This is a genomic window from Paenibacillus sp. GD4 (genome assembly GCF_030846225.1).
GTDB classification, from domain to species: Bacteria; Bacillota; Bacilli; order Paenibacillales; family NBRC-103111; genus Paenibacillus_G; species Paenibacillus_G silviterrae.
Genome location: NZ_JAVCYK010000001.1, coordinates 368,910 through 382,332, shown reverse-complemented (window position 1 = coordinate 382,332; position 13,423 = coordinate 368,910). Strand labels below are relative to the sequence as shown.

The window sequence follows — 13,423 nt, the reverse complement described above, 5'->3', positions numbered from 1 at the left end:
CGAACAGCTTCAAGGTGTGACTGAAAGGAGTGTAATGAACGTTGAACATCGTTACGGTAGAAAATTTATATAAAAGCTATGGCGAAAAGGTGTTGTTCGACAACATCCATTTCCAAATTAACGAGAAGGAACGCATCGGTTTGGTTGGTGTGAACGGGACGGGTAAATCGTCCTTACTTAAGGTGATAGCCGGGCTGGATTCGATTGAGAAGGGGAAGCTGATCCACTCGAATCATTTTCGGGTGGAATATCTTCCACAGCAGCCTGATTTTGATCAAGAGTCTACCGTGCTAGAACAAGTGTTTCATGGGGATACGCCGCTCATGCAGGCACTGAGAGAGTACGAATGGGCACTTGCCGAGCTGCAGCTGAAGCCGGAGGATGAAAAGCTGCAGTCCAAGCTGTTCAGAGTCCAGCAGCAAATGGACAACCTCAATGCTTGGGAAGCCGGTACTGTCGCAAAGACCGTTTTGACGAAGCTGGGCATTACAGACTTTTCCCAAAAGGTAGGTCAATTGTCGGGCGGGCAGCGCAAGCGGGTAGCTATGGCCCGTGTACTTATCCAGCCGGCCGACCTGCTGATCCTGGACGAGCCGACGAACCATATCGATCACGAAACGGTGGAGTGGCTGGAGGATTTCCTTAGCAAATGGAAGGGAGCGCTGCTGCTCGTTACCCACGACCGATATTTTCTGGACAGAGTAACGAACCGCATCTTCGAGCTCGACCGGGGCAAGCTGTACAGCTATGAGGGCAACTATGCGGCCTTCCTGGAGAAAAAGGCGGACCGTCTTGAGCGGGAGGCTGCGGAGGAGGATAAGCGTCAGAATCTGCTGCGCCGGGAGCTTGCCTGGCTGCGCCGCGGCGCCAAGGCGCGGACGACGAAGCAGAAGGCAAGGATCGACCGCGTCGTCGAGCTGAGGGACCGCAAGGTGGACGGTCCTGGTGAGAAGCTGGATATGGCGCTCGGGGCAAGCCGGCTCGGCAAGAAGGTGATCGAGCTCGATCACATCAGCAAAAGCTTCGGCTCCCGGCAGCTTGTCCGGGACTTCAGTTATATTGTCATGCCGGAAGACCGAATCGGCATTATCGGACCGAACGGAACGGGGAAGTCGACATTCCTGAATCTGCTAGCCGGACGAATGCAGCCGGACGGCGGCACGATGGAAGTAGGCACTACGGTCAAGCTATCGTATTATACGCAAGAGAATGTGGAGATGGACGAGAAGCAGCGCGTCATCGAGTATATTAAGGAAGCGGCCGAGGTCATCCGAACGGCGAACGGCGAGTCCATTACCGCTGCGCAAATGCTGGAGCGCTTCCTCTTCTCCCCGTCGCTGCAGTGGACGCCGATCGGCAAGCTGTCGGGTGGCGAGAAGCGAAGGCTGTATCTCCTGCGGACGCTGATGGGCGAGCCGAACGTGCTGCTGCTTGACGAGCCGACCAACGATCTTGACATTCAGACATTGACCATTCTGGAGGAATATTTGGACGATTTCCCCGGAGCCGTTATCACCGTTTCCCATGACCGGTATTTCCTCGATCGTACGGCGGATCATCTATTCGTATTCGAAGGAGACGGCCGCATTCGTCGTTATCACGGAAACTATACGGAATATATGGAAGCTCAGCAGCTCGAGAAACAGGCGGAAGAACAGGAACGGCGGAAGGCTGCGCAGCAGCAGCCGGCTCCAGGCAAGCAGGAAGAGGCCTCTGAGCGACGCGAATCCAGTCGGCCGAAGAAGCTGTCCTTCAAAGATCAGAAGGAATGGGATGAAATCGAAGGGAAGATCGCCGGCTTGGAAGCGAAGCTGGAGCAGATCAAAAACGGCATAGAGAATGCGGGCAGTGACTTCGGCAAGGTCCAGACCTTGTACCGGGAGGAGCAGGAGGTTTCGGCACAGCTGGAGCAGGCGATGGACCGCTGGGCGGAGCTTTCGGAGCTGGTGGAGCAGATTGCGCAAAACAAATAATTTTGCCGAGGTTTGGGAAGCTGCCCTAAAGTATGCTATAATATACGTTTGGAAGAACTAAACAACGGGATATGGATAGAAAGTGGGTTATCAAATATGATTACAGTAACGGGTGTTACCCTGCGATACGGCAAGCGGGCGTTGTTTGAAGATGTGAACATCAAGTTTACTCCGGGCAACTGCTACGGCTTGATCGGCGCGAACGGGGCGGGCAAATCGACCTTTCTCAAAATTTTGTCCGGGGAGATGGAGCCGAACAAAGGAGAAGTCAGCATCAATCCGGGCGAGCGGATGGCTGTTCTGAAGCAGAACCATTTCGAGTACGATGAGGTGGAGGTGCTTAAGACCGTTATCAAAGGCCACGCGCGTCTGTTCCAAATCATGGAGGAGAAGGATGCGCTGTACGCGAAGCCGGATTTCTCCGAAGAGGACGGCATGAAGGCCGCGGAGCTGGAAGGCGAATTCCAGGAGCTGGACGGCTGGCAGGCGGAATCCGATGCGGCTGAGCTGTTGATCGGACTCGGCATTCCCAAGGACTTGCACGATCTGAAGATGAAGGACCTTGACGGCAGCCAAAAGGTACGCGTGCTCTTAGCTCAAGCGTTGTTCGGCAACCCGAACATTCTGCTGCTTGACGAGCCGACGAACCATTTGAACATCGAATCCATCAACTGGCTGGAAAATTTCCTTGCGAAATTTGAAGGAACCGTTATCGTGGTATCTCACGATCGCCATTTCTTGAATCAAGTATGTACACACATCGCGGACATCGACTTCGGTAAAATCCAGATGTATGTCGGTAACTACGACTTCTGGTACCAGTCCAGCCAATTGGCGCTGCAGCTGACCCGCGAATCCAATAAGAAGGTAGAAGAGAAACGCAAGGAGCTGGAGGAATTTATCCGCCGCTTTAGCGCGAACGCTTCTAAATCCAAGCAGGCAACCTCCCGGAAGAAGCAGCTCGAGAAGCTGACGCTGGAGGATATCAAGCCTTCCACACGGAAATATCCGTTCATCAAGTTCCAGCCGGAGCGGGAAGCAGGCAAGCAGCTGCTGACCGTAGACCGCCTTTCCAAGTCGATTGACGGCGAGCTGGTGCTGAACAACATCAGCTTCACTGTAAACAAGGGCGACAAGATTGCTCTGGTCGGGCCGAATGAGCTGGCAAAGACGACCTTGTTCCAAGTGCTGATGGGCGAGCTGGAAGCTGACTCGGGCGAATATACTTGGGGGGTTACGACTACGCAAGCGTATTTCCCGAAGGAAAACTCCCAGTACTTTAACTCGGACCTGAATCTGGTTGATTGGCTGAGACAATATTCCAAGGAACAGGATGAGTCGTATTTGCGCGGCTTCCTTGGACGGATGCTGTTCTCCGGAGAAGAAGCGCTCAAGAAAGCCAGTGTTCTGTCCGGGGGAGAAAAGGTTCGCTGCATGCTCTCCAAAATGATGATGAGCGGCGCCAATGTGCTGCTGCTTGACGAGCCGACGAACCACTTGGATCTGGAATCGATCACGGCGCTAAACAACGGCTTGATCGATTTCGACGGTACGTTGCTGTTCGTATCGCATGACCATCAGTTCGTGCAAACGATCGCGAACCGGATCATCGAGATTACGCCGAACGGCATCATCGATAAGATCATCACTTATGACGAGTACCTCGAAAGTGAAGAAATAAAGAAGCAGCGCGAGGCGTTGTACGCATAAGCTTGCATGAGAAAAAGGATGAGCCGCTAACCGTACCCTTAAGGGGACGTGCGCTCATCCTTCTTTTCTTCAAGCTTTGTACTTGTCTTAGCTTCCGCCGGTACGTCTACGCTGATTGTTCGGCTTCTTGTTGTTCTGGCTGCGCATCACAGCGCTGTTGCCGCCGCGCAGCTGCTGTCCGCCGCCGCTTTGCTGGGCTTGTTTCTTCTGAGCAAGCTTGTTCTTAATCGCGTCGGCCAAGCTGACCTTTTTGGGCTCGGACCCGGCCTGCTGCTCTTGATTCTCATGATTTTCCGTCATTCTCAATACACCTACCTTGCTTGTCTATGCTCTTATTGTATTGATTTATGACGCCGGAAGCAATACGCAATCGAAAGAGAAATGAGGTATCCGCATGAGCCTTTCGGAATGGACGGAATCGGATCTCTTGAATCGGCTTCTAGGCAATCCGGCACCGCTGCGAACGTGGCATGTGCTCTTCTATACACCCATGTGCGGGACGTGCAAGGTGGCAAACCGCATGCTGGAGATTGTCCAGGCGATGGACCCGACCCAGGACATCGGTCGCTGCAATATTAACTTCAGTCCTAGGATGACGCAGGAGTGGAAAATCGAAAGCGTTCCCTGTATAGTGAAAGTTCAGAGGGGTCAGCCGCCAGTGAAGCGTTATCGCATGCAAGCGGTTGATGAGCTGTACCGCTTTATTCAAGAAGACGAAGTAACAAACCTATAATGATTCGCGTAAAGAGAGGAGCCTGTGAAGCGAACATGAACGACAATATGGCTGTATATCCGATCGGATCCCTTGTGACGGCTTCGTATAAAACCGGACAATATATCGGGGAAATCGTCGAGCAATCATCTCCCATGAAGGCTGCCGTGAAAATATTGGCGGTAGTCAAACATCCGACGCAGGGGGATCTCCATAATCCGATGGACCCGGACGTACCCTTCTTCCATCAGAGACGTGCCTTGGCTTACCAGGAAATCGCTCTTATGCCGGTTCAAACCATTCGTCCATATGAAGGCTTTGTTCCCGAGTATGCCGAATCCCTGAGCCGAGCGCTTGCGCAGGAGCTGCAGCAGCTGGACCGGGCTATTCGTTTCGCACAGCGCTGCCGCGAGGAGCTGGAGCAGCTTCAGCAAGAATATAAGCTGTAAAGGATGAGGCCCGATGCTTTTTGTACTGGTCGGTCTTTGGACGATCGGCTTCTTACTGCTCGTTACCGACCCGAAGCGGGCTACGACCCGCTGGGTGAGCAGCATTGCGTTTACCGGCGGCTCCGGGGGGCTGTCGGCAGTCATCGCTGACAATGTGAGACCTCACTTCCTGCTTCGCGGTTGGTTGACCGATTCCGTCAGTAATTTCCTTCTTCACGCGGAATATATAAGCTCACTGGTATGTTATTACGGATTGCCTTATACCTTTCTCATGTTTACTCTGGTTTATCATCCGTCTTATCCTTTTTGGAGAGGCAAGCGATGGGCTCCTTGGATCCTGCTGGTTCCGGTGCTCATCTCCCTGTTTATGGAAACTAAGCCTGCGGATCCGATCCCTTACGGCTATGTCGCCTTCTGGGCGACACCTTATATTTTAGGCGGAATCGCACTTTTGTTTATCTCCGCATGGAGGGAGCGCAATTCCTTCCTCCGGCGAAGCCGGATGCTCGTGACGACCGCTGCAGCGCCAACTTTATTTTTTGCTCTATTTACCTTATACTTGCTTCCGCTCTTCTTTGGCTTGTACGAATGGTGGCGCTACAATGCTTACGTTATCGCCTTTACACTCGCCGTCATCCTTGTTTCCAGCTTTCGCTACGGCTTCTTGGGTCTGCAAATTTCGATTCAAAATCAAAAGCTGGATTATACGCTCCGTGCGATCACATCAGGAACCTCCATTTTGAATCATGCCATCAAAAATGACGTGGGCAAAATCCGGCTATTCGGAGAAAAGATCCAGTCGGATGTGCAGGAGGAGGGCCCTATCGACAAGGAGGCCCTGGTTGCAGATATCCAAGTGATCATGAATGCCTCTCAGCATATCTATGATATGATTTACAGGATTCAAGGCCAAACTCAGGAGGTAGAGCTGGTGACGGAGGAGCTGCGTCCGGCGGAGCTGCTGCAGCAGTGTGTCCGTATGCTGGCCCCCGGCCTGGCGAGAGTCGAAGTGATAGAGCAGCTGCTGTATCAGGGGACGCTCTGGGGAGACAGGGCGCAGCTTACGGAGGTCGTAACGAATGTGATAACAAACGCGCTTGAGGCGATGCCCCAAGGAGGAGTTCTCACGCTGCGATTGACTGAAACCAAGCGTAACATCGTAATGGAAATCAAAGACACCGGCACTGGAATGGATAAAAGGCAGCAAAAACGGGTATTCGATCCGTTCTATACAACGAAAACCGGAAAAAAAATGAACTTCGGTTTAGGCTTATCCTACTGTTATAATATTGTGCAGAAGCATAAAGGCTCGATGAGCATTCATAGTGTGCCGGGGCGAGGCACTAGCGTATTTCTGCAATTTCCCAAGAAAAAAGCTCCGATAACAAGGAGGGAGTCGGTCTAGTATGGAACCAAACACAGCAAACACAAAAATACGTGTTGTCATTGTGGAGGATGACATGGATTGGCTGCGGGGGCTGCAGAGCTATTTGAACAAGCAGCCGGATATAGAGATCATTGGCCATGCGTCCTCCGGCGAAGCCGCGGTAGAGCTGCTCGAGAAGCTTGATGCCGACGTCGTGCTGATGGATATCATGATGTCCGATAGTCCCGAAGGGCTATGGGCGGCGGCCGAAATCGTAAAGTGCAGCGGAGCCCGCGTCGTGATGCTGTCCTCTATGGAGGAAAAGGAATTTATTTTTGAGGCGTTTAAAGCCGGTGCGGTCGATTATATGGTCAAGTCCAATTATACGGAAATCCCGGACGTCATTCGAAGCGCTTACGTCAACCGTAGCGCCATTCATCCGAGTGTCGCGGCCCAGATGAGGGAAGAGTTTCGCCGGCTGAAGCAGCTTGAGCACGAGGTTAGAGTGAAGGAGCTGCGCAATTTGTTGACGCCGACGGAGCTGCAGGTGCTGGATCTGATCGAGAAGGGACATACGCAAACCCAGATTGCCGATACGTTCGTCGTATCCATTCGTACCATCAAGGTGCATGTAGGGAATATATTAAAAAAGCTCGGCGGCAAAAGCAGCAAGGAAGCCGCACAGAAGGCGAAGGATATGGGCCTTCTGTAAACCTTAGTAGGAAAGGAAAGCGACATGAAGGGGGAAAGACAAATTTCCCTGCGGATGTCGCTTTTTTTGATAACGAACTTCGGGAAATTATGGTATAGTAGGTACAGTTTACTTACATAGCGATTATCAACTTTTATCGTACAAGGAGAGAAGGAAAATGAGTGCAAACGACAAGCTTCAGATCGGCGTCATCGGGGCCGGCAATATTGGAAACGTGCACATGAAAGAGTTCATCAAGCTGAATGATGCAGCTATTGCCGCAGTAACGGACGCTTACGCCCCGCTGGCCGAGCAGCGCGCGAAGGAATATGGCATTCCGAAGGTCTATTCAAGCTATGAAGCGTTACTGGCCGATGCTGAAATCGATGCCGTAATCGTCTGCGTTCCGAATGAAATGCATGCACCGATCTCCATCGCCGCGCTGCAGGCCGGCAAACATGTGCTGCTGGAGAAGCCGATGGCGGTTAATGCGGCTTCAGCCAAAGCGATCGTTAGAGCTCACCGGGAGTCGAACAAGGTGCTGATGATGGCTCATCAGATGCGCTGGGAGCCTCTGAATCTGCAGGTGAAGGAACAGGTAGAGAAGGGGGCCCTCGGCAAAATCTATAACGTGAAGACCGGCTGGCTTCGCCGCAAGGGGATTCCAGGCTGGGGAACGTGGTTTACCCAGATGGACAAAGCGGGCGGAGGGCCTCTCATTGATATCGGCGTACATATGCTGGACCTCTCTTTACATCTCATGGGAAGCCCGAAGCCGGTGTCCGTGTTTGGTACGACCTACGCAGAGTTCGGACCGAAGAAAAAAGGGATTGGCACATGGGGCAAGCCGGATTGGAATGGATCCTACGATGTAGAAGATTTGGCAACCGCCTTGATCAAAATGGAAGACGGCAGCACCTTGTCGCTGGATGTAAGCTGGGCGGCACATACCAGCTTTGTTGATAATGGGCCCTACATCTATCTGATGGGCTCCGACGGCGGTGCATCTTTATCGGGAGGTAAAGGCAAGCTGCATACCGAGCTCTTCGACCGGACGGCGGATGTCGAGCTTACAACACCGGCGAACGATGAAGGAGCGCGTCAACGGTTAAGCCGGCATTTTATCGAGTGCATTAAGGAAGGAAAGGAACCGATCACTTCGGCCATGTCGGGACTGACCAACAGTCTTGTCCTGGAAGCCATCTACGAGTCCTCTCGCAGCGGCGAGGTCGTAAAGCTGGATTGGAGCTTGTAAGCATAACATCATGGACAGCATGCTAGAATTAAATTTACAGATTTTCAGCATTATCGGAACGATTGCATTTGCAACCTCCGGTGCCGTTGTGGCGATGGAGGAAGAATACGATATTCTCGGCGTCTTTGTATTAGGCTTTGTCACCGCCTTTGGCGGCGGGGTCGTCCGTAATGTATTGATCGGGATCCCTGTCCCTACCTTGTGGAACCAAGGCTTTTATCTCAAGACGGCGCTGATTGCCGCTTTTATTGTTTTTATTTTTCCCGTGAACTGGATTCGAAGGTGGAAGTCGTGGGAGATTATCTTCGACGCGATAGGATTATCCGCCTTTTCCATCCAAGGGGCGCTTTATGCAACACAGATGAATGTGCCTCTGAGCGCTGTTATTGTTGCGGCCATGATGACAGGAATCGGCGGAGGTATCATTCGCGATGTGCTGGCCGGACGCAAACCGCTGGTGCTTCGGGATGAAATTTATGCGGTTTGGGGTATGCTGGCAGGTCTTGTTATCGGGCTGGGATGGTTTCAGGGGTCCTGGCCCTTGCTCGGCCTGTTCGCTCTCATCGTCATTCTCCGGCTCATGTCCGTGTATTTCAAGTGGCGTTTGCCGCGGCGCACCTTGCGGCTGCATGAGGAGCCGACACCTAAGAGAAACTAAGTCCCGACAGGAGGCTCAATGCGACAATGAGCGATTCGTTTAAGGAAATGACACGAGTGCCGTCAGAGCTGCTTCAGCAGAGGATATCCACCGTTCATGAGCTTCGTCAGGACGAGCTGGAGCTTTATGAAATATCGAAAGATTCCGATACCGGCGAGCATTATTTGCATTACGCCTATGTTCACAGAAATCTGGCAGCTATTGGACCGGGCGCAGGGGAGGAGGAAGTGTTCCACCACCTGATGCCTTTGGACAGCGATGCCGTGCTCGGTATGATGTTCGGAGAGCAGTCGTACTCATATCCCGACTTCTGGGATCATGCTTTTCTGCGCAACGGTCCGGAGGGAGACTACGTCTGGTTCGACCCTACCTATGTAAACGACCAAGACGAGAGTGAAATGGTGGGGCGTTCGATCGTCGAAGAGCTGCAGCGGTTCAAGCAATCCGGCGAACGGTCGGAGGAAGCGCTGCGCAAGCTGCTGGAATCGTTTGATCCTCCCAAGAAAGAATAAGACTTTGCAATCTATGGGTTTGTCTTTTGGCCGTTGGGCCGAAGGCAAACCCTTTTTTGTTAAGGGTCCGCATGATTTCTTCGCCGGTGATTCATCCTAATGAAGAGATGTTCCATAAGCAGACAGGAGGAACTTGCAGCATGAACCAAACGAATGGAGCATGGCGTTGGATAAGGCTGAGCGTCATCGCAGGATGTGTAGCGGCTGTCACTGCTTGCGGTCACAGCCAACCGGGGGACACAAGTCCCGGGGGAGGAACGGAGGATCGGCGCACTCATGCGCTCTATGACCGAGATAGCCGAAATAACGAAGATAATTCACTGGGCGTGAAAGAAAAGTGGGTCAAGGATCAGCAAAGAGGGCAGGGCGAGGAATACCGCGGCTGGGCCGCACTCGACTATAATAACGTCCATTTGACGAAGAAATTACGCTTTGATCCCCAATTGGCGGCACGGTTGAACCAATTGCCCGGGATTCAATCCACGATCGTATTGCTAACCGAGACCAATGCGTATGTGGCGGCGGTATTGGACGGTCAAAACCCGGACCAGCAGGCCAACCCCGAGCTTATGTCCTATCAGGTAACGGATAAAGGAGGCGTCAGTCTCTTTGGTGCGGATGGGGCGCTGGGTACGCAGAAGATCAATTGGTATGACCCGAACGGGATGACCTATTCGCTGCAGGATCGCATCAAAATGGAGGTGCTTAAGGCAATGCCCGATCGCCAGCGTGTGTTTGCGACCTCCAATGCTAACTTTGTTCAGCGCCTCCGTTTTTACGCAAAGGAAGAGCAAGAACGCGGCACGTTCCAGAACTATGTGAATGAGTTTAATACGATGGTTCAATACGCTTTTCCTGAACGTTAAAAAAAACTCCCTTGGCCCTGCATGTACTTCACATAGGGGCTGAGGGAGTTTTCATCTCTTCCGATAGCTTATACCTCAAATTTATAACCGACGCCCCAAACGGTTTTGATATGTTTAGGCTCCTTCGGGTCGGCTTCCATTTTTTTTCGGAGGTTCGTAATATGCACGTCAACCGAGCGCTCCGTAACGAAGGAATCGATGCCTCGGATATTGTTCAATAGCTCCTCACGGGAGTAAACCTTGCCTGGATGGATCCAGAAGCTTTTCATAATTTCGAACTCGGAGAATGTCGTTTCCACCGGCTTGCCGTGAACGTAAATACAACGCTTCTCCAGGTCCAGCATAATATCCTTTGCTTTCTCGGGAGTCTCCGCGGCTTGTCCGCCGTACGGCTGTCTCATCGAAGAACGACGGAGAAGAGCGGTCGTCCTGGCTGCCAGCTCGCGCATGCTAAACGGCTTGCATAAATAATCGTCCGCTCCGACCATGAGGGCGTTTACCCTCTCGGATACTTCATTTTTGGCGGAAACGATCATGATCGGCACCTCTGAAACCAATCGAAATTCCTTGCATAGATCAATCCCATTGGCATCCGGAAGCATGATATCGAGGATAACCACATCCGGCTGGAGCTCCTGAAACAATCGTTTGCCCTGTTGTCCGTCGGCCGCACTGAAAACCAAAAATTGCTCTTCCGACAAATATATGGAAATTAAATCGACAACACTCTGATCATCCTCAATCAGCAGCACTTTAGACACCAAGACCACCTCAATTGTTAGGGAAATGTTAGGACCGTCGCAAAAAATTTAACGAAAATCCAATAAGCGGCTGAATGTTATTAAAAGATTATCCTTCATAATGAAAGCATCATAAGAGATCGGGCAGGACAAGCGTAACCCGGTACCGACCACAGGAGGAATTTATATGAAGCACATAACCCCCCAATTGCAGCAGCACATTCAGTCCTGCGTAGATGAACTGGATCAGCTTGTTAACGGTAAAGGCTGCTCCTTGGTCGATCCTGAGGTTGTCCGGAAGAGCATGGAGCTCGACGAGCTTATTCTTCTAGCGATGAAACGGCAGAAGGAAGAACGTAAAGCCGCTTCACGTTGTGCAAGCTAAAATAGAAATGCATGACATCTGATTGCTTGTGAATAAAACAGCGGCAGTCCGGGCATACCTAGTGGGCAGGACGGTTTACGGTTTTGAAGCCCCGTCCCAATGATGCCGGACAGGAGTGCATGCTTCCTATGAACAGCTGTTATAAAGTAAGAGCCTGCTGCAGTAGCCGGGAATGCGATTATGTATACCATAAGGATGTCATTCAGACGATTAATCATGAGTCGTCTTTTTCTTTTGCACTCATGTTGAATGACATGGAACGTCAAGGTTCAAGGATGAAATGCCCTACCTGCGGTGAACGTATGTATTATTACCCGGTAACGACGATAGCCGAACCAGTACACTATGAATAAGTGTATCCATGGCGCGGCTATCCATGTGCGGGTACTGCTTGCCTCATTATCTTTGAACCCACGATTCTCCCCATTGCTGTACAGCTTCCATTACAGGCTGGAGAGCCTTGCCTTTCTCCGTTAGCTCATATTCAATTCGTACCGGCGTTTCGGGGTATACGTGTCTGCTGATCAGTCCATACGCTTCCAACTCTTTGAATCGCTCCGCAAGCATTCGATCGCTCATGCCGGGGATCATCTCGGAAATATCTTTAAACCGCCGAGGGCCCTCCAGCAGGGCACGGATGATCAGACCGGTCCAGCGCTTGCCTAATATTTCGAAAGCGGCTTCGAACTTCGGGCACATTTGGTGATGGTGCGGTTGTTCTGCCATGGGTATCACCTCTTTTTTCTCCCTATATTTTATCATATTTTAATGATCTATGTTAGCTTTTTGTTTCTTCCCAAGGTAATCCGGGCAAAGAGGAAGGTTTTGGTTGAAATAATTGTCGGATTACAGTATAACAACCTTAGACACCCTTGGAAAGCAGGATCAAATGGCTAGCTATCATTACTATGGATTTGGAGGATTTCCTTATGTATGGATCTCCCTACTCGGGACAAGCAAAAACAATGATGTTACTCGGCTCAGGCGAGCTGGGCAAGGAGGTCATACTCGAGGCGCAGCGCCTGGGCGTAGAGACAATCGCCGTAGACCGCTATGCGAACGCTCCCGCCATGCAGGTGGCGCATCGTTCTTATGTTATTAATATGCTTGACGGCGCGGCTCTTCGCGAGCTCATTGAGAAGGAAAAGCCGGATTTAATCGTGCCGGAAATCGAGGCGATTGCAACGCCTACGCTGGTGGAGCTCGAGGCGGAAGGATACCGCGTCGTACCGACGGCGCAGGCAGCAAGGCTGACGATGGACCGCGAAGGCATCCGCCGCCTTGCCTCGGAAACGCTGGGCTTGCCCACGGCGCGCTATGCGTTCGCTGACAGTTTGGAGGAGCTGAGGGCAGCGGTTGCGGAGATCGGCACGCCCTGCGTCATTAAACCGATCATGAGTTCTTCGGGGAAAGGACAGAGCGTATGCCGTACTCCGGAGGATGTGGAGACCTCCTGGAACCTGGCCATGGAGGGCGGACGGGCAAAGAAGGCTCGTGTTATCGTAGAAGAATTCATTCGATTCGATTCCGAAATTACTCTGCTTACCGTCCGTTCCGTGTCCGGTACATCGTATTGTGCTCCGATCGGCCATATTCAGAAGGACGGCGATTACATCGAATCGTGGCAGCCTCACGAAATGAGTGAAGCACAAATTGCCGAAGCGCAGCATATCGCCAAGACGATTACCGATGCGCTGGGAGGCGCAGGCATTTATGGTGTGGAGCTCTTCTTGGCGCCTGACAAGGTATATTTCAGCGAAGTCAGCCCTCGGCCTCATGACACGGGAATGGTGACGATGGCGTCACAGGACTTATCGGAGTTTGCGCTTCATGTGCGTGCCATTTTAGGATTCCCAATCCCGTCCATTCGATTACTGACCCCGGGGGCATCCTTCACGCTGAAGGCGGACCGGGAAGCTCAGCAATTCCGGATCGGCGGAGTGGAAAAGGCGCTTGCGCTTCCTAACACACAGGTTCGTGTTTTCGGGAAGCCGGAGACGAAGGTGGGCCGCCGGATGGCCGTTGCGCTCAGCTCGGGCGAGACGGTAGATGAAGCTCGGCGGTTGGCTAAGGAAGCGGCCGGCCTGCTTCATATCGAATATTAAG

Annotated in this window: 15 protein-coding genes; 12 read left to right on the top strand and 3 right to left on the bottom strand. The window is 52.1% G+C overall.

Annotated elements, in window-relative coordinates:
* Positions 1-41 precede the first annotated feature (41 nt).
* Both RAC89_RS01690 and RAC89_RS01685 read left to right on the top strand, forming a co-directional pair.
* Complete coding sequence (locus tag RAC89_RS01690; protein WP_306611351.1) at positions 42-1,973, top strand: ABC transporter ATP-binding protein; 1,932 nt, start codon at positions 42-44, stop codon at positions 1,971-1,973.
* A 96-nt stretch (positions 1,974-2,069) separates the two neighbouring features.
* Entirely contained in the window at positions 2,070-3,683 is a 1,614-nt protein-coding gene (locus RAC89_RS01685; RefSeq protein WP_306611350.1) for an ABC-F family ATP-binding cassette domain-containing protein, read from the top strand.
* Positions 3,684-3,770: 87 nt separating this feature from the next.
* On the opposite strand, the gene RAC89_RS01680 is transcribed toward RAC89_RS01685, so the two are convergent.
* On the bottom strand, positions 3,771-3,983 hold the full coding sequence (locus RAC89_RS01680; protein WP_306611349.1) for a hypothetical protein: 213 nt from the start codon (positions 3,981-3,983) through the stop codon (positions 3,771-3,773).
* Between the two features lie 94 nt (positions 3,984-4,077).
* Between RAC89_RS01680 and RAC89_RS01675 the strand changes: the two genes are divergently transcribed.
* The 8 genes from RAC89_RS01675 to RAC89_RS01640 all read left to right on the top strand — a co-directional run bounded on the left by RAC89_RS01675 (position 4,078) and on the right by RAC89_RS01640 (position 10,192).
* Positions 4,078-4,416, top strand: a complete 339-nt coding sequence (locus tag RAC89_RS01675; protein WP_306611348.1) for a thioredoxin family protein — start codon at positions 4,078-4,080, stop codon at positions 4,414-4,416.
* A gap of 35 nt (positions 4,417-4,451) precedes the next feature.
* The gene (kapB, locus tag RAC89_RS01670) at positions 4,452-4,844 is read left to right on the top strand and encodes a kinase-associated lipoprotein KapB (RefSeq protein ID WP_306611347.1); all 393 of its coding nucleotides are present in this window, start codon (positions 4,452-4,454) and stop codon (positions 4,842-4,844) included.
* A 13-nt stretch (positions 4,845-4,857) separates the two neighbouring features.
* The gene (locus RAC89_RS01665) at positions 4,858-6,249 is read left to right on the top strand and encodes a sensor histidine kinase (protein ID WP_306611346.1); all 1,392 of its coding nucleotides are present in this window, start codon (positions 4,858-4,860) and stop codon (positions 6,247-6,249) included.
* Position 6,250: 1 nt separating this feature from the next.
* Positions 6,251-6,922, top strand: coding sequence for a response regulator transcription factor (locus tag RAC89_RS01660; protein ID WP_306611345.1), 672 nt, complete (start codon positions 6,251-6,253; stop codon positions 6,920-6,922).
* Between the two features lie 157 nt (positions 6,923-7,079).
* The gene (locus tag RAC89_RS01655; protein ID WP_306611344.1) at positions 7,080-8,156 is read left to right on the top strand and encodes a Gfo/Idh/MocA family protein; all 1,077 of its coding nucleotides are present in this window, start codon (positions 7,080-7,082) and stop codon (positions 8,154-8,156) included.
* A 10-nt stretch (positions 8,157-8,166) separates the two neighbouring features.
* The gene (locus tag RAC89_RS01650; RefSeq protein ID WP_306611343.1) at positions 8,167-8,814 is read left to right on the top strand and encodes a trimeric intracellular cation channel family protein; all 648 of its coding nucleotides are present in this window, start codon (positions 8,167-8,169) and stop codon (positions 8,812-8,814) included.
* A 26-nt stretch (positions 8,815-8,840) separates the two neighbouring features.
* On the top strand, positions 8,841-9,326 hold the full coding sequence (locus RAC89_RS01645; protein WP_306611341.1) for a hypothetical protein: 486 nt from the start codon (positions 8,841-8,843) through the stop codon (positions 9,324-9,326).
* Between the two features lie 140 nt (positions 9,327-9,466).
* Positions 9,467-10,192, top strand: coding sequence for a hypothetical protein (locus tag RAC89_RS01640; RefSeq protein WP_306611339.1), 726 nt, complete (start codon positions 9,467-9,469; stop codon positions 10,190-10,192).
* A 68-nt stretch (positions 10,193-10,260) separates the two neighbouring features.
* Here RAC89_RS01640 and RAC89_RS01635 read toward each other — a convergent pair whose 3' ends face one another.
* Entirely contained in the window at positions 10,261-10,953 is a 693-nt protein-coding gene (locus tag RAC89_RS01635) for a response regulator transcription factor (RefSeq protein WP_284639855.1), read from the bottom strand.
* Positions 10,954-11,119: 166 nt separating this feature from the next.
* Between RAC89_RS01635 and RAC89_RS01630 the strand changes: the two genes are divergently transcribed.
* Positions 11,120-11,317 (top strand): aspartyl-phosphate phosphatase Spo0E family protein, encoded by a 198-nt coding sequence (locus RAC89_RS01630; RefSeq protein ID WP_306611338.1) that lies wholly within the window; start codon positions 11,120-11,122, stop codon positions 11,315-11,317.
* A 399-nt stretch (positions 11,318-11,716) separates the two neighbouring features.
* On the opposite strand, the gene RAC89_RS01625 is transcribed toward RAC89_RS01630, so the two are convergent.
* Positions 11,717-12,043: a winged helix-turn-helix transcriptional regulator gene (locus RAC89_RS01625; RefSeq protein WP_306611336.1), complete on the bottom strand. Its 327-nt coding sequence runs from the start codon at positions 12,041-12,043 to the stop codon at positions 11,717-11,719.
* Between the two features lie 203 nt (positions 12,044-12,246).
* Between RAC89_RS01625 and purT the strand changes: the two genes are divergently transcribed.
* The gene (purT, locus tag RAC89_RS01620) at positions 12,247-13,422 is read left to right on the top strand and encodes a formate-dependent phosphoribosylglycinamide formyltransferase (RefSeq protein ID WP_306611335.1); all 1,176 of its coding nucleotides are present in this window, start codon (positions 12,247-12,249) and stop codon (positions 13,420-13,422) included.
* Position 13,423: the final 1 nt, after the last annotated feature.

Excerpts from the sequence above, each read along its gene's own strand:
- RAC89_RS01685 (WP_306611350.1), top strand. The coding sequence starts at position 2,070 with ATGATTACAGTAACGGGTGTTACCCTGCGATACGGCAAGCGGGCGTTG.
- RAC89_RS01680 (WP_306611349.1), bottom strand. The coding sequence starts at position 3,983 with ATGACGGAAAATCATGAGAATCAAGAGCAGCAGGCCGGGTCCGAGCCC.
- RAC89_RS01675 (WP_306611348.1), top strand. The coding sequence starts at position 4,078 with ATGAGCCTTTCGGAATGGACGGAATCGGATCTCTTGAATCGGCTTCTA.
- kapB (WP_306611347.1), top strand. The coding sequence starts at position 4,452 with ATGAACGACAATATGGCTGTATATCCGATCGGATCCCTTGTGACGGCT.
- RAC89_RS01665 (WP_306611346.1), top strand. The coding sequence starts at position 4,858 with ATGCTTTTTGTACTGGTCGGTCTTTGGACGATCGGCTTCTTACTGCTC.
- RAC89_RS01660 (WP_306611345.1), top strand. The coding sequence starts at position 6,251 with ATGGAACCAAACACAGCAAACACAAAAATACGTGTTGTCATTGTGGAG.
- RAC89_RS01655 (WP_306611344.1), top strand. The coding sequence starts at position 7,080 with ATGAGTGCAAACGACAAGCTTCAGATCGGCGTCATCGGGGCCGGCAAT.
- RAC89_RS01650 (WP_306611343.1), top strand. The coding sequence starts at position 8,167 with ATGGACAGCATGCTAGAATTAAATTTACAGATTTTCAGCATTATCGGA.
- RAC89_RS01645 (WP_306611341.1), top strand. The coding sequence starts at position 8,841 with ATGAGCGATTCGTTTAAGGAAATGACACGAGTGCCGTCAGAGCTGCTT.
- RAC89_RS01640 (WP_306611339.1), top strand. The coding sequence starts at position 9,467 with ATGAACCAAACGAATGGAGCATGGCGTTGGATAAGGCTGAGCGTCATC.
- RAC89_RS01630 (WP_306611338.1), top strand. The coding sequence starts at position 11,120 with ATGAAGCACATAACCCCCCAATTGCAGCAGCACATTCAGTCCTGCGTA.
- RAC89_RS01625 (WP_306611336.1), bottom strand. The coding sequence starts at position 12,043 with ATGGCAGAACAACCGCACCATCACCAAATGTGCCCGAAGTTCGAAGCC.
- purT (WP_306611335.1), top strand. The coding sequence starts at position 12,247 with ATGTATGGATCTCCCTACTCGGGACAAGCAAAAACAATGATGTTACTC.